Origin of the sequence: Paracoccus sp. S3-43 (genome assembly GCF_029027965.1) — a bacterium.
Classification (GTDB): Bacteria; Pseudomonadota; Alphaproteobacteria; order Rhodobacterales; family Rhodobacteraceae; genus Paracoccus.
This window is the reverse complement of sequence record NZ_CP119082.1, coordinates 229,154-250,679: the sequence shown is the minus strand read 5'-3', so window position 1 is coordinate 250,679 and position 21,526 is coordinate 229,154. Positions and strand designations below refer to the sequence as shown.

At 66.6% G+C, this 21,526-nt stretch carries 23 protein-coding genes; 10 read left to right on the top strand and 13 right to left on the bottom strand.

Annotated features, from left to right (window positions below):
* Positions 1–29: 29 nt before the first annotated feature.
* Complete coding sequence (hspQ, locus tag PXD02_RS01200; protein ID WP_275105167.1) at positions 30–362, top strand: heat shock protein HspQ; 333 nt, start codon at positions 30–32, stop codon at positions 360–362.
* Here hspQ and PXD02_RS01195 read toward each other — a convergent pair.
* Positions 335–847 (bottom strand): ATP-binding protein, encoded by a 513-nt coding sequence (locus tag PXD02_RS01195; RefSeq protein ID WP_275105166.1) that lies wholly within the window; start codon positions 845–847, stop codon positions 335–337. The two genes, hspQ and PXD02_RS01195, sit on opposite strands and share 28 nt — an antisense overlap.
* 29 nt (positions 848–876) lie before the next feature.
* Complete coding sequence (locus PXD02_RS01190; RefSeq protein ID WP_275105165.1) at positions 877–1,200, bottom strand: STAS domain-containing protein; 324 nt, start codon at positions 1,198–1,200, stop codon at positions 877–879.
* 275 nt (positions 1,201–1,475) lie between these two features.
* On the opposite strand from PXD02_RS01190, the gene PXD02_RS01185 reads away from it, so the two are divergent.
* From PXD02_RS01185 to PXD02_RS01165, 5 genes are all read left to right on the top strand, one after another.
* Positions 1,476–2,885: a circularly permuted type 2 ATP-grasp protein gene (locus PXD02_RS01185; RefSeq protein ID WP_275105164.1), complete on the top strand. Its 1,410-nt coding sequence runs from the start codon at positions 1,476–1,478 to the stop codon at positions 2,883–2,885.
* Positions 2,886–2,898: 13 nt separating this feature from the next.
* Positions 2,899–3,855, top strand: coding sequence for an alpha-E domain-containing protein (locus tag PXD02_RS01180; protein ID WP_275105163.1), 957 nt, complete (start codon positions 2,899–2,901; stop codon positions 3,853–3,855).
* Complete coding sequence (locus PXD02_RS01175) at positions 3,855–4,691, top strand: transglutaminase family protein (RefSeq protein WP_275105162.1); 837 nt, start codon at positions 3,855–3,857, stop codon at positions 4,689–4,691. Before PXD02_RS01180 ends, PXD02_RS01175 begins: the two co-directional genes overlap by 1 nt.
* A gap of 138 nt (positions 4,692–4,829) precedes the next feature.
* The gene (locus PXD02_RS01170; RefSeq protein WP_275105161.1) at positions 4,830–5,555 is read left to right on the top strand and encodes an Ntn hydrolase family protein; all 726 of its coding nucleotides are present in this window, start codon (positions 4,830–4,832) and stop codon (positions 5,553–5,555) included.
* A 103-nt stretch (positions 5,556–5,658) separates the two neighbouring features.
* A complete protein-coding gene (locus tag PXD02_RS01165; RefSeq protein WP_275105160.1) occupies positions 5,659–7,938 on the top strand; it encodes an NADP-dependent malic enzyme in 2,280 nt (759 codons plus the stop codon).
* A gap of 6 nt (positions 7,939–7,944) precedes the next feature.
* Here the strand turns inward: PXD02_RS01165 and trhO are convergent, their stop codons facing one another.
* Entirely contained in the window at positions 7,945–8,835 is an 891-nt protein-coding gene (gene trhO, locus PXD02_RS01160; RefSeq protein WP_275105159.1) for an oxygen-dependent tRNA uridine(34) hydroxylase TrhO, read from the bottom strand.
* 93 nt (positions 8,836–8,928) lie between these two features.
* On the opposite strand from trhO, the gene pncA reads away from it, so the two are divergent.
* Positions 8,929–9,525, top strand: a complete 597-nt coding sequence (gene pncA, locus PXD02_RS01155; protein WP_275105158.1) for a bifunctional nicotinamidase/pyrazinamidase — start codon at positions 8,929–8,931, stop codon at positions 9,523–9,525.
* A gap of 4 nt (positions 9,526–9,529) precedes the next feature.
* Positions 9,530–10,822, top strand: a complete 1,293-nt coding sequence (gene pncB / locus PXD02_RS01150) for a nicotinate phosphoribosyltransferase (protein WP_275105157.1) — start codon at positions 9,530–9,532, stop codon at positions 10,820–10,822.
* A 30-nt stretch (positions 10,823–10,852) separates the two neighbouring features.
* Here the strand turns inward: pncB and PXD02_RS01145 are convergent, their stop codons facing one another.
* From PXD02_RS01145 to PXD02_RS01120, 6 genes are all read right to left on the bottom strand, one after another.
* Positions 10,853–12,289 (bottom strand): inorganic phosphate transporter, encoded by a 1,437-nt coding sequence (locus PXD02_RS01145; protein ID WP_275105156.1) that lies wholly within the window; start codon positions 12,287–12,289, stop codon positions 10,853–10,855.
* A gap of 9 nt (positions 12,290–12,298) precedes the next feature.
* A complete protein-coding gene (locus tag PXD02_RS01140; protein ID WP_275105155.1) occupies positions 12,299–12,751 on the bottom strand; it encodes an NUDIX hydrolase in 453 nt (150 codons plus the stop codon).
* Positions 12,748–13,170: an alternative ribosome rescue aminoacyl-tRNA hydrolase ArfB gene (gene arfB / locus PXD02_RS01135; protein WP_275105154.1), complete on the bottom strand. Its 423-nt coding sequence runs from the start codon at positions 13,168–13,170 to the stop codon at positions 12,748–12,750. The genes PXD02_RS01140 and arfB overlap by 4 nt, the downstream gene beginning before the upstream one ends.
* 63 nt (positions 13,171–13,233) lie before the next feature.
* A complete protein-coding gene (locus tag PXD02_RS01130; protein ID WP_275105153.1) occupies positions 13,234–14,106 on the bottom strand; it encodes a carbon-nitrogen hydrolase family protein in 873 nt (290 codons plus the stop codon).
* Positions 14,103–14,687 carry a GNAT family N-acetyltransferase gene (locus PXD02_RS01125; RefSeq protein ID WP_275105152.1) on the bottom strand — a complete coding sequence of 195 codons (585 nt, stop codon included), beginning with the start codon at positions 14,685–14,687 and terminating at the stop codon, positions 14,103–14,105. Before PXD02_RS01125 ends, PXD02_RS01130 begins: the two co-directional genes overlap by 4 nt.
* Positions 14,684–15,085, bottom strand: a complete 402-nt coding sequence (locus tag PXD02_RS01120) for a ketosteroid isomerase-related protein (RefSeq protein WP_275105151.1) — start codon at positions 15,083–15,085, stop codon at positions 14,684–14,686. The genes PXD02_RS01125 and PXD02_RS01120 overlap by 4 nt, the downstream gene beginning before the upstream one ends.
* A gap of 141 nt (positions 15,086–15,226) precedes the next feature.
* Here PXD02_RS01120 and PXD02_RS01115 point away from each other — a divergent pair, with 141 nt between their 5' ends.
* On the top strand, positions 15,227–16,615 hold the full coding sequence (locus PXD02_RS01115) for a phosphohexomutase domain-containing protein (RefSeq protein ID WP_275105150.1): 1,389 nt from the start codon (positions 15,227–15,229) through the stop codon (positions 16,613–16,615).
* A gap of 108 nt (positions 16,616–16,723) precedes the next feature.
* Positions 16,724–17,683: an IS481 family transposase gene (locus PXD02_RS01110; protein WP_275103905.1), complete on the top strand. Its 960-nt coding sequence runs from the start codon at positions 16,724–16,726 to the stop codon at positions 17,681–17,683.
* 76 nt (positions 17,684–17,759) lie between these two features.
* On the opposite strand, the gene galE is transcribed toward PXD02_RS01110, so the two are convergent.
* The 4 genes from galE to cysQ all read right to left on the bottom strand — a co-directional run bounded on the left by galE (position 17,760) and on the right by cysQ (position 21,429).
* Positions 17,760–18,746 (bottom strand): UDP-glucose 4-epimerase GalE, encoded by a 987-nt coding sequence (gene galE / locus PXD02_RS01105; RefSeq protein WP_275105149.1) that lies wholly within the window; start codon positions 18,744–18,746, stop codon positions 17,760–17,762.
* A gap of 4 nt (positions 18,747–18,750) precedes the next feature.
* Positions 18,751–19,647: a UTP--glucose-1-phosphate uridylyltransferase gene (locus PXD02_RS01100; protein ID WP_126153943.1), complete on the bottom strand. Its 897-nt coding sequence runs from the start codon at positions 19,645–19,647 to the stop codon at positions 18,751–18,753.
* A 184-nt stretch (positions 19,648–19,831) separates the two neighbouring features.
* Positions 19,832–20,632: a 3-deoxy-manno-octulosonate cytidylyltransferase gene (locus PXD02_RS01095; protein WP_275105148.1), complete on the bottom strand. Its 801-nt coding sequence runs from the start codon at positions 20,630–20,632 to the stop codon at positions 19,832–19,834.
* Positions 20,632–21,429 (bottom strand): 3'(2'),5'-bisphosphate nucleotidase CysQ, encoded by a 798-nt coding sequence (cysQ, locus tag PXD02_RS01090; RefSeq protein ID WP_275105147.1) that lies wholly within the window; start codon positions 21,427–21,429, stop codon positions 20,632–20,634. Before cysQ ends, PXD02_RS01095 begins: the two co-directional genes overlap by 1 nt.
* Positions 21,430–21,526: the final 97 nt, after the last annotated feature.

Here is a 21,526-nt window from a genome sequence, read left to right as displayed (position 1 = left end):
AGACCGGCCTGAAGCCTTACGGAATATCCATGCACGGACAGCATCGCATCGCCAAATACGGATTGGGCCAGGTGGTTCGCCATCGGAACAGGCCGTTCCGCGGCGTGATCTTCGATGTGGATCCCGAATTTGCCAATACCCAGGAATGGTATGATTCCATCCCGGAGGACGTGCGCCCCGCCAAGGACCAGCCCTTCTATCACCTGTATGCCGAAACCGAGGCGACCTATTACGTCGCCTATGTCTCGGAACAGAACCTGGTCCCGGACTATTCGGGCGAACCCCTCGACCACCCCGAGGTGTTCGAGATGTTCGGCGATTTCGAGGACGGGCGCTATCCGCTGATGGGTCCGCTGAACTGAGATTGCCGATAGGGGACCATGAAGGCCAGGCAGTTCCGCTGGTCCTCGCGGTAATAGCACAGCGATTGCGTCAGCCCCTGGATCAGGCACCAGCCGAAGCCGCCTTCGGGCAGGTCCAGCGGATCCATCACCGGCAGGCTGCGGGGCAGCAGGCAGTCGGCGGGCAGCCGGCCCCCGTCGTCGGTGATCGCGCAGGACAGGCCATTGTCGTGCATGACCACGCAGAGATGGATCGACCGCGACATCCCCCCCGGCAGCGGCGCAAGGTCGGCATGTTCGACCACGTTGTTCATCACCTCGGCCAGGACCAGTTCCAGCCGGCCCATCGTGTCGGCGCTGATATGGGGCGCGAAGCAGGCACGCAGATCCTTCAGCGCCTGGCGCACGTCATGGGGGTCCGCTTGCAGCACGCGGTGGAACATCGGCTGCGAGCGGGTCAGCGATCGGGGTTTCGGACCGGCGTTCTGCCGTTCGGTGGAACTCATTAAAACGACTCCTGTCTGGGGAGCGGATGCTATTGCTGTTGCGGGGCGGGCCGGATGTCGAACACGCTGTCCATCCGGGTCAGGCGGAACACGCGTTCGACGTTCGGGGTCAGCCCCTCCAGCACCAGAGGCAGCGATTCGGGCAGGGCCTTGCGCACCGCGATCATCGCCCCCAGGCCCGAGCTGTCCATGAAATCGACGCGCCGCATGTCCAGCCGCACCGGCTTGCGGCCGCGCAGCACGATTTCGCGCAGCCGATCCTTGAACCGCGTGGCGATGGCCGCGTCGATGCGCGCATCCTGGATGGTGACGATCAGTTCGGCGTCGGCGTCGTTGACGATCAATGTAGGCATGTCGGTCCTCTGCGCTGTCCCGGTCGGGCCTAAAGGAAAAAGGTTACCATCCGGTAAGCGCCGTCCACCCCGTCAAGGCCCCTCGGACCGCCTTCATCCTGCCCAAAATCGCGGCAGAGGCCGCAGCGTCTGGCCCGTCCTGCCCAAGGCGCGATCCCGATCTGCGGAACTTTCGCGCAGGGCAGGCCATTCCCCTGTGGACTTGGGAAAATCCGTCTCTGATCATTGTCAGGAAGAAGGCCCGCGAAGGGGTCCGGTTTTAGCGGGTGGGATCTATGACGTCTTACAACGAGATGTATGAGGGATCGCAGGTTCGCGACCCTTATGCACGGCTCAGCCAATGGGTCGAGACCATGCCGGCGGATTTCCGGCAGATGAAGCAGGCCGAGGCCGAGGCCCTGTTCCGGCGAATCGGCATCACCTTCGCCGTCTATGGCGAGGGCGGCGACCCCGACCGGCTGATCCCCTTCGACATGATGCCCCGCGTCTTCGAACAGGCCGAATGGCGCCGCCTGGAACGCGGCATCAAGCAGCGGGCGCGGGCGCTCAACGCATTCCTGCGCGATGTCTATGGCCGGGCCGAGATCGTGCGCGCGGGCCGCATCCCCGCCCGGCTGGTCTATCAGAACGAGGCCTATGAGAAGGCCGTGGTCGGCGTCGTCCCGCCGCGCGGCGTCTATTCCCATATCATCGGCATCGACCTGGTGCGCACCGCCAAGGACGAGTTCTTCGTGCTGGAGGACAATTGCCGCACGCCGTCCGGCGTCAGCTACATGCTGGAGAACCGGGAAATCATGATGCGGATGTTCCCCGGCCTGTTCCGGGGCAACCGGATCGAGCCGGTGGACCAGTATCCCGACCTGCTGCGCCGCACGCTGGAATCGGTGGCCCCCGCGAAATGCCACGACCGGCCGACCTGCGTGATCCTGACGCCCGGCCATTTCAACAGCGCCTACTACGAACACAGCTTCCTGGCCAACCTGATGGGCGTGGAACTGGTCGAGGGGCAGGATTTGTTCGTGGACGGCGAATTCGTCTATATGCGCACCACCCAGGGGCCGAAGCGCGTCGATGTGATCTATCGCCGGGTCGACGATCCGTTCCTGGATCCGCTGTGCTTCCGCCCCGATTCGCTGCTGGGCGTGCCGGGGCTGATGGATGTCTATCGGTCAGGGGGCGTGTCGATCTGTTCGGCGCCGGGCGCGGGCGTGGCCGACGACAAGGCGATCTATACTTTCGTGCCGGAAATGGTCCGCTTCTATCTGGGCGAGGAACCTCTGTTGCAGAACGTCCAGACCTGGACGCTGTGGAAGGACGACGATTACCGACACGTCATGGAAAACCTGGCCGATCTGGTGGTGAAGGAGGTCCACGGATCGGGCGGCTACGGGATGCTGGTCGGCCCGAAATCCACGAAAGAAGAGATCGAGGCCTTCCGCGCCAAGATCGAGGCCGATCCCGGCAACTATATCGCCCAGCCGACGCTGGCGCTGTCCACCTGCCCCACCTTCGTCGAGGAAGGGCTGGCGCCGCGCCATGTCGACCTGCGCCCCTATTGCCTGTGCGGCGACCGGATCGAACTGGTGCCGGGCGGGCTGACCCGCGTGGCGCTGCGCGAGGGCAGCCTTGTCGTGAATTCGTCGCAGGGCGGGGGCGTCAAGGACACCTGGGTTCTGTCGGAATAGGAAGGGGACGCACATGCTCAGCCGCACCGCCGCGAACCTGTTCTGGATGGGCCGCCACCTGGAACGCGCCGACACCGCCGCCCGCCTGCTGGATGTGGGTCAGCGGATCACGCTGCTGCCCAATACCGCCTCGGGCTATCAGAACGAATGGAACTCGCTGTTGCAGGCGTCCGGTTCCGCCGATCTGTTCGCCGAGAAATACGGCGAGATCAGCCAGGAGAATATCGAGGAATTCATCTTCTTCGACCGCGACAATCCCGGTTCGGTCATGGCCTGCATCGAAAAGGCGCGCGAGGCGGGCCGGATCGTGCGCACCGCCCTGACCAGCCAGGTCTGGGACGCGCTGAACATGGCCTATCAGGATCTGCGCCGGATCGAACGGACGCCGCGCGACACGCTGGACATGGCGTCGCTGACGGATGTCACGACCAGCCACACCTCGACCGTGCGGGGCGCGATCAACGCCACGCAACTGCGCAACGACGGCTGGCATTTCATGAACCTGGGCTATGGCCTGGAACGCGCGGACGCCACGGCGCGGCTGCTGGACGTGAAATACTATGTCCTGCTGCCCCGGATCGAGTTCGTGGGATCGGGGCTGGACACCTATCATTGGCAGGTGATCCTGCGGGCGCTGTCGGCGCATCGGTCCTATCACTGGGCCTATGGCGGCGACATCACCGCGGGCCGGGTCGCGGATTTCCTGATCCTGAACGGCGAAAGCCCCCGGTCGCTGATCACCGCGCTGTACGAGGCGGTCTGGAACCTGGAAGGCATCGCCAAGCGATACGGCGACACCGTGCCCACCAATGCCCGCGACAAGGCGCGCGAGGTGCTGGGCCGGTTGCAGGCCCATGACATCGACATGATCTTCGACGAGGGGCTGCACGAATTCCTGACCTGGTTCATCGGGGAAATCGGCACGATCTCGACCCTGGTCCACGAAGATTACCTGCTGGGAGGGTCGTGATGAAGCTGCGCATCGTTCATCAGACGGTTTACCGCTATGACCTGCCGGTCAGGAACCTGGTCCAAAGCCTGCGGCTGACGCCCTCGGTCTTCGAAGGGCAGCGGACCCATGACTGGGTGATCGACGTGTCGGGCGGCAGTCGCGGCCCCGGTTTCCGCGACGGCGCGGGCGACTGGATCGAAGGCTGGACCGTGCGCGGCCCGACCGAGGAGGTGATCGTCGCCACATCGGGCCGGGTCGAGACGCGCGATACCGCCGGCGTGTTGCGCGGGCATCGCGAACTGATCCATCCGCTGGCCTATCTGCGCGACACGGCGGCCACCAGGGCCGACGAGGCGCTGCGGGATCTGGCGGCCGGGGTCACGGATGCCTCGGATCCGCTGGGCCTGGCGCATCGGCTGTCGGCGGCGGTGTCCGAGGCGATCGCCTATCGGCCGGGGCGGACCGAGTTCCACACCACCGCCGCCGAGGCCCTGGCCCAGGGCGAAGGCGTCTGCCAGGACCATGCCCAGGCGCTGATCGCAGTGGCCCGGCTGCGCGACCTGCCCGCGCGCTATGTCTCGGGCTATCTGCACAGCACCGCCGGGGGCGAGGCGCATGAGGCCGCCCATGCCTGGGCCGAGATCCATGTCCAGGGGCTGGGCTGGGTGGGCTTCGACCCGGCGAACCGCTGCTGCCCCGACGAACGCTATGTTCGGCTGGGATCGGGGCTGGATGCGCCCGACGCCGCGCCCATCCGGGGCATCGCGGCGGGCCAGGGGATCGAGACGCTGGACGTCGCCGTGAATGTCGAAGAAGTCGAGCGGTTCCAGAGCCAGAGCCAGACGCAAAGCTGACGGGAAGGGGGGGGTTGCCGCCCCCGTCCGCAAGGGCGGACTCCCCCGCGGATATTTGGACCAAGGCAAAAGGACCGATTGCGGCAGGGTGGCGACGCCACTAGATTGCCCTGCGATCATCACGGGAAAGACGCAGCCATGACCTATTGCGTCGGCTTGAAGCTGAATGCCGGACTGGTGCTGCTGTCGGACACGCGCACCAATGCGGGCTTGGACAACATCGCCTGCTATCGCAAGATGTTCTTCTTCGAGGAGCCGGGCGAGCGCGCCATCGTGGTGATGACCGCCGGGTCGCTGTCGGTCACGCAGACCACGCTGGCCCGCCTGAACGAGGCCATCCATGACGAGATGGCGGACGAGACGACCTCGATCATGAAGGCCCAGACCCTGTTGCAGGTCGCGACCATCATCGGCGACACGCTGGCGCGCACCCGCCGCGAAATCGCCGAACAATGCCGCGACCTGCGCCAGCAGGCATCGGCCAGCATGATCGTCGCGGGCCAGCGTGCGGGCGGCGACATGCGCATGTTCCTGATCTATCCCGAGGGCAATTTCATCGAGGCGACCGAGGACACGCCCTTCCTGCAGATCGGCGAACACAAATACGGCAAGCCGATCCTCGACCGCGTGGTGACGCCCGCGACCAGCCTGGCCGATGCGCAGAAGGCCGTGCTGCTGTCCATGGATTCGACGCTGCGGTCGAACCTGTCGGTGGGGATGCCGCTGGACCTGGCGATCATCGAACAGGGCGCCTGCGCCGTGACCAGCCGCCGCCGCATCCTGGACGGCGACGCCGATTTCGCCCGGATGAGCGCGGCCTGGTCCGCCGCCCTGCGCGACAGCTTCGTCAATATCCAGGTCTGACCCGACATTCCCGCGCGTCCCGGCAAGACAGATTTGCCCGCGAAGGCGGTTGAGCCAGCGGTGACGCGACGTTAAACGGGTCCACCATCCCCGGAGGAACAGAATGTCCGACAAGACCCCCCGCAGCGCCCGCGTCACCCCCGAGGAGGCCTTGGCCTATCACATGGAGCCGCGTCCGGGGAAATTCGATGTGGTGGCCTCGACCCCGATGACCACGCAGCGCGACCTGTCGCTGGCCTATTCGCCGGGGGTCGCCGTGCCGGTCCAGGCCATCGCCGACCGCCCGGAAACCGCCTATGACTATACCACCAAGGGCAACATGGTCGCGGTGATTTCCAACGGCACCGCCATCCTGGGGATGGGGAACCTCGGCGCGCTGGCCTCGAAACCGGTGATGGAGGGCAAGGCGGTGCTGTTCAAGCGCTTCGCCGACGTGAACGCCATCGACATCGAGCTGGACACCGAGGACGCGGACGAATTCATCAACGCCGTGCGCCTGATGGGGCCGACCTTCGGCGGTATCAACCTTGAGGATATCAAGGCGCCCGAATGCTTCATCATCGAGCAGCGCCTGAAGGAACTGATGGACATCCCGGTCTTTCACGACGACCAGCACGGCACGGCGGTGATCTGCGCGGCGGGCCTGCTCAATGCGCTGGAACTGTCGGGCAAGAAGATCGAGGAGGTGAAGATCGTCCTGAACGGTGCCGGCGCCGCCGGGATCGCCTGCCTGGAACTGCTGAAATCCATGGGCGCGCGGCACGAGAACTGCATCATGGCCGACACCAAGGGTGTGATCTGGCAGGGCCGGACCGAGGGGATGAACCAGTGGAAATCGGCCCATGCGGTCGTGACCGAGGCCCGCACGCTGGAGGACGCGATGAAGGGCGCCGACGTGTTCCTGGGCGTCAGCGCCAAGGGGGCGGTGACGCAGGAGATGGTCGCCAGCATGGCCGACAACCCGGTGATCTTCGCCATGGCCAATCCCGATCCCGAAATCACCCCCGAGGAGGCCCATGCCGTCCGCCCCGACGCCATCGTCGCCACCGGGCGGTCCGACTATCCCAACCAGGTGAACAACGTGTTGGGTTTCCCCTATCTGTTCCGGGGCGCGCTCGACATCCACGCCCGCGCCATCAACGACGAAATGAAGATCGCCTGCGCCGAGGCGCTGGCGGCCCTGGCGCGCGAGGATGTGCCGGACGAGGTCGCCGTGGCTTACGGCCGCAAGCTGCAATTCGGCCGCGACTACATCATCCCGACGCCCTTCGATCCGCGCCTGATCCATGTGATCCCGCCTGCGGTCGCCCGCGCGGGCATGGAGACCGGCGCCGCCCGCCGCCCGATCATCGACATGGAGGGTTACGTCCAGTCGCTGAAGAACCGCATGGATCCCACGGCGGCGATCCTGCAAGGCATCCATGCCCGCGCCCGCCAGAGCCAGGCCCGGATGATCTTCGCCGAGGGCGACGACCCGCGCGTGTTGCGCGCCGCTGTCGCCTGGCAGCGCGGCGGCATGGGCCAGGCCCTCGTCGTGGGGCGCGAGGCCGATGTGAAGGAAAAGCTGGAGACGGCGGGCCTTGCCGATGCGGTGCGCGAACTGACCGTGATCAATGCGGCGAATTCGCGGCATCTGGATGCGTATCACGAATTCCTATACGCCCGCCTGCAACGCAAGGGCGTGGACCGAGAGGATGCGCACAAGCTGGCCAACCGCGACCGCCATGTCTTCGCCGCGCTGATGCTGGCGCATGGGCATGGCGACGGGCTTGTCACCGGCGCGACGCGCAAGAACGCCCCGGTGCTGGCGCAGCTGGGCACGGTCTTCGACCTGCGCCCGCAGGACGGCGCGGTGGGCATCACCGCCGTGTTGCACAAGGGCCGCATCGTGATGATCGGCGACACGCTGGTCCATGAATGGCCCGAGGCCGAGGATCTGGCCGACATCGCCACCCGCGGCGCCGCCGTGGCGCGGGGCCTGGGGCTTGAGCCGCGCGTGGCCTTCCTGTCGTTTTCGAACTTCGGCTATCCGGTCAGCGAACGCGCCGTGAAGATGGCCAGGGCGACCGAGGTTCTGGACCGCCGGGGCGTCGATTTCGAATATGAAGGGGAAATGACCGTCGATGTGGCGTTGAACGCCGAATCCATGGCCCGCTATCCCTTCAGCCGCCTGACCGGCCCCGCCAACGTCCTGGTCGTGCCCGCGCGCCATTCGGCCTCGATCAGCGTGAAGCTGTTGCAGGAAATGGCGGGGGCGACGGTGATCGGCCCGATCCTGACCGGGGTGCCGCAGCCGATCCAGATCTGTTCCACGACCTCGACCGTGAACGACATCCTGAACATGGCGGCGATCGCGGCGGGGGGTCTGGGGACGGGCCGCTAGGGACCGTCAGTCGCGGGCGAACAGCTCGCCCCGTGCGACCTGCCGCTGGCGGTCGCGAAACCGCGCGCGGGCGGCATCATCATAGTCGCCGATGCAGCGGTGGCAGCTGACGCCCTCTTCGAAGTCGGGGCGGGCGCGGTCCTCGGGCGCCAGCGGGCGGCGGCAGGCGTGGCAAAGCCCGTGGCGGCCCGGCCGCAAGCCGTGGCTCAGGCTGACGCGGCCGTCGAAGACGAAGCATTCGCCCTGCCACAGGCTGTCATCCTCGGGCACCTGTTCCAGGTATTTCAGGATCCCGCCCTTCAGGTGGAACACCTGATCGACCCCTTGGGACAGCAGCCAGTTCGTCGATTTCTCGCAGCGGATGCCGCCGGTGCAGAACATGGCCACGCGCTTGCCCGCGAAACGCGGGGCGTTGGCCTGCCACCAGGCGGGAAAGTCGCGGAACGACCGGGTGCCGGGATCGACCGCGCCCGCGAATGTGCCGATCTCGACCTCGTAATCGTTGCGGGTGTCGATCACGGCCACGTCCGGGGCGCTGATTAGCGCGTTCCAGTCGGCGGGTTCGACATAATGGCCGACCGAGGCGCGGGGATCGACATCGGGCTGGCCCATCGTCACGATTTCCCGCTTCAGCCGCACCTTCATCCGGCCGAAGGGCATCCGGTCCGCCGGGCTTTCCTTCCAGTCCATATCCGCGCAGCCCGGCAGCGCGCGGATATGGGCCAGCACCGCGTCGATGCCGTCCCGCGTTCCGGCGATGGTGCCGTTGATCCCCTCGGGCGCCAGCAGCAGCGTGCCGCGCACGCCGTTTGCGCAGGCGATCCGGGCCAGCGGCGGCTTCAGCGCGGCGGGATCCTCGAAGCGGGTGAAATGATACAGGGCGGCAACGATCAGCATGGATGCGGCCTTAGCCAGCCGACCCCGGTCTTGCAAGCCATTGACCGCGCCCCGCGCAGTTTCTAGGCATGGTCGCAGGCAAGGGGGAAGCCAATGCAACGGGCATTGATCGTCATCGACATGCAGGTGGATTTCTGCCCCGGCGGTGCGCTGGCCGTGGCGGGCGGGGAGGAGATCGTCGCGCCGATCAATGCGCTGATGGACCGGTTCGACGCGGTGGTGCTGACCCAGGACTGGCATCCCGCCGATCACGCCAGCTTCGCCGCCAACCATCCACGCGCGGCGCCGTTCAGCGTGACGGACATGCCCTATGGGCCGCAGGTGCTGTGGCCAAGCCATTGCGTCATCGGCATGCCGGGCGCGGATTTCCACCCCGGCCTGAACACGCGACGGGCCGACCTGGTGATCCGCAAGGGCTTCCGGGCCGCCATCGACAGCTATTCCGCCTTCTTCGAAAACGACCGCAGGACGCCGACGGGGCTTGCCGGATACCTGCGCGACCGGGGTCTGGCGGATCTGACCTTCGCGGGCCTTGCCCATGACTTCTGCGTCGCCTGGAGCGCCGTCGACGCCGCGAAACTCGGCTTTACCGCCACCGTGATCGAATCCGCCACCCGTGCCATCGACCTGGACGGCAGCCTTGATCGTGCCCGCGCCGACATGCGCGCCGCGGGCGTTTCCCAGGAGTAAGCCGATGGTCGACATCGCCACCCGCGTCTATAACCACAAATGGAAGATCGACCCCATCGTGCGGTCGCTGATCGACACCGACTTCTACAAGCTGCTGATGTGCCAGTCGATCTTTCGCAACCGTCCCGACACGGTGGTCCGGTTCCAGCTGATCAACCGGACCACCCGCATCCGCCTGGCCGACCTGATCGACGAGGGAGAGCTGCGCGAACAGCTGGACCATGTTCGCGGCCTGTCGCTGGCGCGCGGCGAAAGCACCTGGATGCGCGGCAACACCTTCTATGGCAAGCGCCAGATGTTCCGCCCCGATTTCATGGAGTTCCTGGAAAACCTGCGCCTGCCCCCCTATCAGCTGGAAAAGCGCGACGGCCAGTACGAATTGACCTTCGAAGGCCGCTGGCCCGAGGTGATGCTGTGGGAAATTCCCGCGCTTGCCATCCTGATGGAATTGCGGTCGCGCGCCGTCCTGACGACGCTGGGCCGGTTCGAATTGCAGGTTCTCTATGCCCGCGCCATGACCCGGCTGTGGGAAAAGATCGAAATCCTGCGGACCCTGCCCAACCTGCGCATCGCCGATTTCGGCACGAGGCGGCGGCACAGCTTCCTGTGGCAGGACTGGGCCGTCCAGGCCATGATCGAGGGCTTGGGCGAACGCTTCACCGGCACCTCGAACTGCCTGATCGCCATGCGCCGCGACATCGAGGCGATCGGCACCAATGCCCATGAACTGCCGATGGTCTATGCCGCCCTGGCCGACACGGACGAGGATCTGCGCCGCGCCCCCTATGAGGTTCTGGCCGACTGGCACGAGGAACATGACGGCAACCTGCGCATGATCCTGCCCGATACCTATGGGACCAAGGGCTTTCTGAAAGGCGCGCCCGACTGGCTGGCGGGCTGGACCGGGATCCGCATCGACAGCGGCGATCCGGCAGCGGGCGCGGAAACCGCGATCCGCTGGTGGCAGGACCGGGGCGAGGATCCGCGCCGGAAGCTGGTGATCTTTTCCGACGCGCTGGACGTGGAAAAGATCGTCGAGCTGCACCACCAGTTCCATGGCCGGGTCAAGGTCAGCTTCGGCTGGGGCACGCTGCTGACCAACGATTTCCGGGGCCTGGTCGCGGGCGACGGGCTGGCGCCCTTCAGCCTGGTCTGCAAGGCGGTCTCGGCCAACGGCCGCCCGACGGTCAAGCTGTCGGACAATCCCGCCAAGGCCACCGGCCCCGCGGACGAGATCGCCCGCTATCGCCGGGTCTTCGGCGTGGACAACCAGGCGCGGATGGACGTGGTGGTGTAACCCCGCCCTCAGCCCCCCATCAGCCCCCCATCAGCCCCCCATCAACCACAGCATCGCCAGGCAGCACAGCCCGCCCAGCAGCGCGGTGATCGGCACCGTCACGACCCAGGCCACGGTGATCGTCACGACATGGCTGCGGCGGATCAGCTGGCGGCGGTGCCGTTCCTCGACCGGCATGGCCGCGCGCCGACGGTCGGCGCGGCGGTCCAGCATCTCTCGCACGAAGCCCACGCCGAAGACCCCGCCCACGGCGACATGGGTCGAGGACACCGGCAGCCCCCAGCCCGAGGCGAACAGCACGATCATCGCCGTCGCCAGCGTGATGCAGAAGGCGCGGGCCGGGTTCAGGCGGGTGATCCCCTCGCCGATGACGCCGACCAGCCGCCGCCCGAACAGAAGGGCGCCCAGGGCGATGGCGGTGCCCGCCACGGCCAGCAGCAGCAGCGGGACGGGCAAGGGGTCGCGATGCGGCGGCGACAGGATCACCAGCAGCGGCCCCGCCACGTTGCCCGCATCGCCCGCGCCATGGGCAAAGGCCATCATCACGGCCGCGAACAGCAACGGCATCCGCAGGATCCGCTTCATGCCCGGCCGGTCGCCCGCCGCCTCGGCCAGGATCTGCCCGACGCGGCGGCGCATCAGCAGCATCGCCGCCAGGCCCGCCGCCGCGCCCGGCAGCAGCGCCTGGGGCAGCCGCAGCGACAGGGCGGGAACCAGCGTCGCGACATAGGCCGTAAACAGCCCGACCATGGCGCCGATGAGCGGCGGCAGCCAGGCGCGGGCGGCGTGGCTGCGATCCGGCGCCTCGGCCACCTTGATCCGCAGCAGCGCCAGCAGCGCCCCGGCGAGGATCGCGGCGGCGAGGGGGGTCAGGATCCAGGCCAGCGCCATCATGGCGATGCCGCCCCAGGACACCGCCGCCGACCCGGCCGCCGCCAACCCGGACCCGGCAATCGCCCCGACGATGGAATGCGAGGTCGAGACCGGCAGGTTCGCCCCCGTCGCAACCGTGATCCAGCCCGCCGCCGCGATCAGGGCGGCCAGCATCGCGATCTGCCCGCCCGCGCCCGCCAGCACGCTGATGTCCGCGATCCCCTCGGCCAAGCGATGCGTCACGACATGGCCCGCCAGCGTTGCGCCCGCGACTTCCGCCAGCGCCACAAGCACAAGCCCCGGTCCGAGGGCGATGGCCCCCGCCCCCACCGCCGGGCCAAGCGCGTTGGCGATGTCGTTCGCGCCGATCGACAGCCCCAGCCACCCCGCCACGATCAGACCAGCGCCGATCAGGACCAGGCCGGGTTGCTGGCCGGTGATACCCAGCGCCAGGAAGATCAGCGACACGCCCAGCAGAATGCCCGCGCCCAGCCGCAGGACCGGGCGGACAGCATGGAACTGGGCGGATTCCGCGACGGTGATCCGCCGCAGATCCCGGTCAAGAACATCGAATTTGCGGTCGGGCGGCCTCATGCTCCGTTGTCAGCCGGGTATCGGCGGCAATGCAAGCAGGATTTCCCGCAGTCCGCGTTCCGCCACCAGGCGCGCGGCGTCAGCGGGGGCGAACCAGCGGCGCTTGCGCTGCTTCGCCTCGGGGAAATCGGCGCGCTGGCGGTCGGCCTCCAGCAGGAAGACGCGAACCTCGATCGGGACGGAAAAGCCCCGGTCCTGTTCCTTGTCATAGCGATAGCGGCCCAGTTCGGCGTCCTGCACCCGCCCCTCGATCCCCGCTTCCTCCCAGGCCTCGGTGGCGGCGGCGGCGGGCAGGCTCTTGCCCTCCATCGGCCAGCCTTTCGGGATCACCCAGCGCCCGGTTCCCCGGCTGGTGATCAGGACGACATCGCCGGTCCGGATGCAGCGGCAGACCGCGCCAACCTGCAAGGCAGGCGGCCGTCGCCCGATCAGCAGGCCCAGCAACTGGCCGATCGCGTTCATTCGCCCTCCTCTACCCTGCCACGCAGGGCCTTGACCTCTCCTCGTGAGGACTTGGCCTTCAGGCGGCGCTGCTGGCTGCCCCAGGTCGGCTTGGTCGCGACCCTGGGCCGGGCGGCCTCGGTCGCGCGCCGGATCAGGTCAGCCAGCCGGTCGCGGGCGATTTCCCGGTTCCGAGCCTGGCTGCGGGTTTCCTGCGACAGGATCACCACCGCGCCGTCGCGCGTCCAGCGCCGCCCCGCAAGCCGTTGCAGGCGGCGCTTGACCGCGTCGGACAGGTTGGGCGAACGCGCGGCTTCGAACCGCAGTTCGACCGCGGTTTCGACCTTGTTGACATTCTGTCCGCCCGGTCCCTGGGATCTGGTGAACTGTTCGGTCAGCTCCCACTCCTCGATGGTGATGGTGTCTGTGATATGCAGCATAGCTGCGGAATATGGCACTGAAAGGCGCAGTGACCAGTGCCATGGATGAATAAAACGAATTGTTTAAGAAATGGTTTCCGTGCCCGTCAGGCCAGCGCCTTCGCTTTCGGGCCAATGGGCGAAGGGCAGGACCGCGCCGTTGCGGCGGCTGTCGGCCACGCGGGCCAGATCGACATCGGCCGTGACCCAGCCGGGCTGGTCCATCGGACCTTCGGCGATGATGCCGGTTTCCGGCCAGAACCCGTCCGGCGGGCCATAGATCGCCGCCCGCCCCCGGTTTACGTCCAGGGCGGGCATCCAGTCGCAGGCCCCGACCGTGGGCGCCTGGACCACCACGCATTGGCTTTCCAGCGCGCGGGCCATCGCCCCGATCCGCACCCGGTTGAAGCCGGCAACCGTATCCGTGCAGCTTGGCACCAGCAGCAGTTCCGCCCCCGCCCGCGCCAGCACCCGGCCCAGCAGGGGAAATTCGCTGTCATAGCAGATCAGGACGCCGATCCGGCCCAACGCGGTCTCGAAAACCCGCAGGCCGGGGGCGCCGGTCACGTCCCACTCCTCGCGCTCGAACCGGGTCATGATCTGCTTGTCCTGATGGCCGATGATGCCCTGCGGCCCATAGAGCACCGCGCGGTTGACCGGGAGCGGGCCTGCAAAGACCGGACCCGAGGCGCCGAGGATGTGGCAGCCATGGCGGGCCGCCAGATCCAGATGCAGCGCCTGGACCTGCGGCCAATGCCGCGCGACCTCGTGCAGCGATGCCTCCAGATCGCCCGCCACCGCGCGCCCGCCCAAGGAGGCAAGCTCCATCGCGCCGTATTCGGGGAACACCAGCAGGTCGGCCCCTGCCGCGTCCGCGACCCAGCGGGTCAGCTTGGCCTGGTAATCGGCGAAGCTGTCGAACCAGTCGATGGGATAGGCGGCGGCGGCGATCCTCACAGCGGGCGCATCCAGAATTGCAGGGGCTTTTCGGTTTCCCGCGCCTCGCCCAGATCCTTCCAGGAAAACCGCGCGACGACGCCGGGCAGCGGCGCGTAGCCGCGCTTGCGCCAGAATTCGTCCAGCGGGCGGTAATCGGCCGGCCGGGCGGGATGGTCGGCGGGGCGGATCACGCTGCAAAAGGCGCTGTAGGTCAGACCCAGGTCGCGGGCATGGGCTTCGCGGGCGTCGAAGAACGCATGGCCGATGCCCCGGCCGCGATAGTCCCGCAGCAGCACCGATTCCGCGCAATAGAAGATCTGGTCCAGCGGCTCGGGTCGGTCGGCGAAGGCGGCGGCGAAATCGGCGGCGTGATCGACCATCGGCGCGCCCGTCGCGGCGCCGACCACGCGGGCGCCGTCCATCGCCGCCACGACCACCGCGCCGGGCGACTGATAGGCGCGCAGATAGTCCTGTTCGTAATCCTGATCCCCGTCATAGAGATAGGGGAAATCGTGGAACACCCGGATCCGCAGACGCGCGACATCCTCCAACGCCGCGCCAAGCGCCTCGCCGGTCAGCACGCGCGTCGTGACGGTCATTGGCTGACCTGCCGCGTCCAGTCGGCCAGGTTGTAATAGGTCGTCACCCGCGCGATCTTGCCGTCGCGGAGGGTGAAGAACGTTCCCGCAGGCAGGCGATAGGTCTGGCCCTTCGCAGGCGGCAGGCCCTCGTCGGTCTTCAGATAGGTGCCGTTGACCACGAATTCCGCCGCCGCGCGGTCGCCCGCCTCATTGGCGAAGATCACCATGTCGGTCAGGCTCTCCTTGTAGCTGTCGGTCATGTGGCGGTTGAACTGGGCGAACAGCGCCTTGCCCTTGCGGATGCCGCCTTCGTTGACATGGTGTTCCACGTCATCATGCAGCAGGGCCAGCATCTCGTCGGTGCGGCCCGCGTTGAAGGCGTCGTAATAGGCGGCGATCAGGGTCTTGGCGTCCATCGGCATTCTCCTTGGTCGGGAACGGTTCTAGCGCCCTTCGCGTTTCGCGTCACCTAGACCAGAAGGACCAGATGCGCCTTGAAATTCCATGGCGTCCTGCTAGCGCTTGGTCTGTTCCGCAGTTCAGCAAGGATTTACCCCATGAGCGACAAAGGCAACCTGGGCCATCGCGAGATCACCTGCTTCAAGGCCTATGACGTTCGGGGCGAGTTGGGCAAGAACCTGGACGCGGACGTGGCCTATCGCATCGGCCGGGCCTTCGCGCAGGCGCGGGGGGCCAGGCGCGTCGTGGTGGGTCGCGACAGCCGCGAAACCTCGCCCGAACTGGCCGCCGCGCTGATCGAGGGGCTGACGGATGGCGGCGCGAATGTGCTGGATCTGGGCCTGGCGGGAACCGAGGAGGTCTATTTCCACACCGGCTTTCATGACACCGATGGCGGGATCGAGGTGACGGCCTCGCACAACCCGATCAACTACAACGGCATGAAGATCGTCGGGCGCGGATCGGCGCCGCTGGATCCGGCCACCGAACTGCCGCCGATCGTGGAACTGGCGACCAGCGGCGTCTTTGCGCCGGCCGAAAAGGGCAGCGTCACCGATTTCAGCCAAGCCCGCGCGGACTATGCCAAGGCGATGGCGGATTTCGTCGATGTTTCGGTCCTGAAACCGATGAAGATCGTGGTGAACGCGGGCAACGGCACGGCGGGGCCGACCTTCGACGCCATCGCGGCCGAGCTGGAAAGGCGCGGCGCGCCGCTGACCTTCGTGCGGATGCACCACAACGTCGACAGCAGCTTCCCGAACGGCATCCCGAACCCGCTGCTGCCCGAGAACCAGCCCGTCACGGTCGAGAAGGTGAAAGAGGAAGACGCCGATCTGGGCGTCGCCTGGGACGGCGATTTCGACCGCTGCTTCTTCTTCGACGAGAACGGCCGCTTCATCCCCGGCGAATATATCGTCGGCCTCTTGGGCGCGGCCTTCCTGGAGAAATCGCCGGGCGAGAAGATCGTCCACGATCCCCGCGTCATCATGAACACCAAGGCGATGATCGAGGAAGCGGGCGGCGAGGCGGTGGTCAGCAAGACCGGCCATGCCTTCATCAAGCGCAAGATGCGCGACGTGGGCGCGATCTATGGCGGCGAGATGTCGGCGCATCATTATTTCCGCGACTTCTATTACTGCGACAGCGGCATGATCCCCTGGCTGCTGATGATCGAGCTGCTGTCGCGCAAGGGCCAGACGCTGGCCGAACTGCTGGAGGAGCGGATGCGGCTCTACCCGTCCTCGGGCGAGACGAACTATCACATCGACGACCCCGATGCGGCGATTGCCCGGCTGATCGCGAAATACGAAGCGCAGGCCGACAGCCGCGACGACTTGGACGGCGTGTCACTGGATTTCGGCAACTGGCGCTTCAACCTGCGCAAGTCGAACACCGAGCCGGTGGTGCGGCTGAACCTGGAATCCGACGGCGACGCGGCTTTGGTGCGCGAAAAGCAGGCGGAACTGGCGGCGCTGTTGCAGGGGTGATAGCCCGCCTGCGGTCCCGCTTGGACCCGGTCCGGCAGGCCGCGCGGCTAGGTGTTTGATCCCACGGTTTGATGGTGCGATCCTTTCTCAGGGATGGAGGGAAGCATTATGGGCCAGGTTCGTCACGGGAGCGCCACGACCACGCACGCCGTCAGAGCTGCAATACAACGATCGCAAGCTTCGCTCGCGACGCTGAGCCGGGAGCTCGGCATTAACCCCAAGACAGTGGCGAAGTGGCGCAAGCGAGCGACGGTCGATGATCTCAAGACAGGGCCGAAGGAGCCACGCTCCACGGTTTTGACAGAAGCCGAGGAGGCGGCCATCGTCGCGTTCAGGCTGCACACGCTTTTGCCGCTGGACGACTGCCTCTATGCCCTGCAGCCATCAATTCCACACCTGACACGCTCAGCGCTGCATCGGTGCCTTCAGCGCCACGGCATCTCTCGACTGCCCGACGTGGAAGGCGACAAGCCGAAACGGTCGAAGTTCAAGCGCTACCCTATCGGCTTCTTTCATATCGACATCGCCGAGGTGCAGACTGCTGAAGGCAAGCTTTACCTGTTCGTCGGCATTGACCGCACGAGCAAGTTTGCCGTGACCCAGCTCGTCGACAAGGCGGACAGGAAGACAGCTTGGGAGTTCCTGCAGCACATGCTCGAAGCCGTGCCCTATCAGGTCCATACCATCCTCACCGACAACGGTATTCAGTTCGCCGAGCAGCCTCGGAACCGGAACACCATCTATTCCAGACCTATGCGCTTTGACATGATCTGCGAGGCCAACGGCATTGAGCACCGCCTGACGAAGCCCAACCACCCGTGGACCAACGGTCAGGTCGAGCGGATGAACCGCACGATCAAGGACGCCACCGTCAAACGCTTTCACTACACCAGCCACGACGAGCTCCGCACGCATCTCGCCGACTTCATGGCAGCCTACAACTTCGCGCGTAGGCTCAAGACCCTCGGCGGCCTCACGCCCTACGAATACATCTGCAAGATCTGGACATCAGAGCCAGACAGATTCATCCTAAACCCGATCCACCAGATGCCGGGACTGAACACCTAGAGGTCCAGCATCATCGCCGCCATCGCCGGGCGCCCGACCGACCAGGCCCGCCGCAGCGCCGGGACCGGGCCGCCGGTCACGCCTGATAGGAGCCGTTCTGATGCCACCGCCAGGCATCCGCGATCATCTGCCTCATGGTGGACCGATGCGGCTGCCAGCCCAGTTCCGCCTTGGCGCGGGTGCTGCCGCAGACCAGCTTGACGGCATCGCCGCCCCGGCGCGGACCGTCCACCATCGGCACCGGGCGGTTGGTGACATGGCGGGTCGCGTCCACGACCTCTCGGACCGAAAAACCCTCGCCGGTGCCCAGGCAGAAGACCCGGCTGGCCTTGCCCGCGCGCAGCCATTCCAGGCCCCGGACATGCGCATCGACCAGATCCATCACATGCACATAGTCGCGGATGCAGGTGCCGTCCGGGGTCGGATAGTCGGTGCCATGCACCGTCAGTGCCGCGCGCTTGCCGTCCACCGCATCCAGGATCAGCGGGATCAGATGCGTTTCCGGGCGATGGTGTTCGCCCACCTCTCCGTCAGGATCGGCGCCCGCGACGTTGAAATACCGAAAGATCACCGAGCGCAGACCGTGCGAGGCGCTGAAATCGGCCAGCATATCCTCGATCGCGCGCTTGCTGGCGCCATAGGCGTTCAGCGGCGCCTGTGGCGTATCCTCGTCCAGAACCTCGCCGTCGCGGTCGCCATAGGTGGCGCAGGTCGAACTGAAGACGAAATCCCGGCAGCCGGCGTCAATGGCGGCCTCGATCAGGTTCAGCGATCCGCTGACATTGTTGCGCCAGTATTTTCCCGGTTCGGCCATCGCCTCGCCCACCTGGCTCAGCGCCGCGAAATGCAGCACGGCGGCGGGACGATGTTCGGCGAAGGCCGCGTCAAGCGCCGCGCGGTCCAGCAGATCGGCCTGCACGAAGGGACCGAATTTCACCGCATCGCGCCAGCCGGTCGACAGGTTGTCCAGCGTGACGGGAACATAGCCCGCCGCAGCCAGGGCCTTGCAGGCGTGCGAGCCGATATAGCCCGCACCCCCCGTCACCAATACCGTCTGCGACATGCGTTTATTCGGCCGCCCGGCGCATCGACATGATGTCATGCAGGTATTCGGCGAATTCTTCCTTCAGCTCGTCGCGCTCCAGGCCGAAGGCCACGGTGGCTTGCAGGAAGCCCGCCTTCGATCCGCAGTCGAAACGCTGGCCCCGGAAGCGCAGGCCGAACACGTCGCGGCCCGCCGCGATGTCGTCGGCGATGGCGTCGGTCAACTGGATTTCCCCGCCCGACCCGGCCTTCAGCTTGTTGAGGTTCTGCATCACCGTCGGCGCCAGGATATAGCGGCCGATCACCGCCAGGTTCGATGGCGCGGTGCCCAGGGGCGGCTTTTCGACCATGCCGCGCGCCCTGACGATGGCGCCCATATCCTCGGCCACGTCCAGCACGCCGTAAGCCTGGGCCTTTTCGGGCGCGACCTCCATTGTGGCGACCATGCTGCCGCCGGTCTCGCCATAGGCCTCGATCATCTGTTGCAGGCAGGGGGGTTCGCCCATGATCACGTCGTCGGTCAGCACCACCGCGAAGGGCTCGTCATCGGCCAGAAGGCGGCGCGCGCACCAGACCGCATGGCCCAGGCCAAGCGCCTTGTGCTGGCGGATATAGGCGATGGCGCCCGATTCCATGTTGGTGCCGCGCAGGGTCTCCAGCAACTCGGTCTTGCCGGATTTCTTCAGGCTGCTTTCCAGTTCATGCGCATGGTCGAAGTAATCTTCCAGCGCGCCCTTGCCGCGCGAGGTGACAAAGATGAACTCGGTGATGCCGGCGGCCCGCGCCTCGTCGATCGCGTATTGGATCAGCGGCCGGTCGACCAGGGTCATGATCTCTTTCGGGATGCTTTTGGTGGCGGGAAGGAACCGTGTCCCCAGACCAGCCACGGGGAAAATGGCCTTGGTTACTTTGCGAGTCATCGTACTGACACCTTTTTCGATCTTCGCGGCGGACAATGGCCGGACGCAGCTTAACGCTAAGTCACCCACAAACGCTGCATCTGCAAGCGGATCATAGCGGCGTCGGCAGCTTGGCGCCAATGCAATTGCAGAAAAGCGCGTCTGTTTTACAACGAATACTGCCGATCGAGGAAAAACAAGGGATTCAGTCCAGATTCATCCTCCGCATCATCTCCTCCAGCCGCGGCACATCCTGGGGATTGTTCAATTCCCAGAACTGGCGGCCCCGCGATTCGACCTCGACGCACAGGATCCGGCGGCCGCGTTCCAGGAAACGCAGCTGCTCCAACCCCTCCAGCCGTTCCAGCGGGCCTTCGTCCCAGGTCGCGTATTCGGCAAGCGCGGCGGGGCGATAGGCATAGACGCCGACATGGTGAAAGACCGGGCTGGGATCGTCGTCGCCATAGGGACCGGCTGCGAAGGGGATCACCTCCTTGGAAAAATACAGCGCCTGCCGGTCCTGGCCGAAGACCGCCGTGGTCCCGCCCACGCGGCCCGCATGGCGGTCGGCGATCAGGTCGGCCCGCATCCGCCCGGTGCAGCGCAGCACCGGGGTCGCCACGTCGGCGCCGGGATCGGCGCGCAGCCCGGCCACCAGATCCTCGACGAACCAGGCGGGGGTCAGGGGCGCGTCGCCTTGCAGGTTCACCACGATTTCAGGCGTCAGGCCCAGATTGGCCACGGCCTCGGCGCAGCGTTCGGTGCCGTTGCGGCAGGTCGTCGCGGTCATCACCACCTGCGCGCCGAAGCCCCGCGCATGGTCGCGGATGCGGTCGTCGTCGGTGGCGACCACCACCCGGTCGATGCCCGATACCGCCATGGCCGCGTCCCAACTGCGCCGGATCAGGCTGCGCGCCTGGCCCGACGCGCCGCGCAGATCGACCAGCGGCTTGCCCGGATAGCGGGTCGAGGCATGGCGCGCGGGAATGACGATCAGGACCGTCATCAGGCTTTCACCAGCAGCACGCCCGGCGCGAAGGCGATGAAGAACGGGTTTTCGAACCCCGGCTTGCCATAGGCCAAGGGCGTGTGGTCGTCAAAGCGCACGACCTCGCCGCCTGCGCCGCGCAGCACCGCGTCGCCCGCCGCCGTGTCCCATTCCATCGTGCGGCCCAGGCGCGGATAGAGATCCGCCTCTCCGGTCGCGACCAGGCAGAATTTCAGCGAGGATCCGGCACTGGTCATGTCGCGCACCGCGTATCGGGCGATGTAATCGTCGGTCGCGGCATCCCGATGCGATTTCGACGCCACCACCATCAGCCCGCGATTGTCGGGGATCGGGTTCACGCCGATGGGCACGACCTGGCCGGGCGTGTCCCCGAACGGTCCCGTCTCCTCGACCGAGCGGCCGTCGGCGGTGGTATAGAACAGCCGCCCCTTTGCGGGGGCATAGACCACGCCCAGCCGCGGCACGCCGTTTTCGACATAGGCGATGTTGACGGTGAAATCGCCGCGCCGCTGCACGAATTCCTTGGTCCCGTCCAGCGGGTCGACGATCAGGAAGGTCTGCGCCGTCCGGGCATGGCTTGCCGCCTGTTCCTCGGTGATCAGGGGGATGTCGGGAAAGGCCTGGGACAGCCCCGCGCTGATCAGCGCGTCGGCGGCCTCATCGGCGGCGGTGACGGGCGAATCGTCGGATTTGGCGCGAACCTCGAAATCCTCGGCCTGATAGATCTCCATGATCCGGGCTCCGGCCTGCAACGCCAGGCGCCGCATCTGTGCGATCAGTCGTTCAAATTCCATGGTCTTTCCTTCCCGCACGGCCCGCCTGACGCGGTCCCGCCGATTGTGACGGGCACCGGTTCCCCTTATGATCGCGGCCGACGGCTTGGGCAAGCGC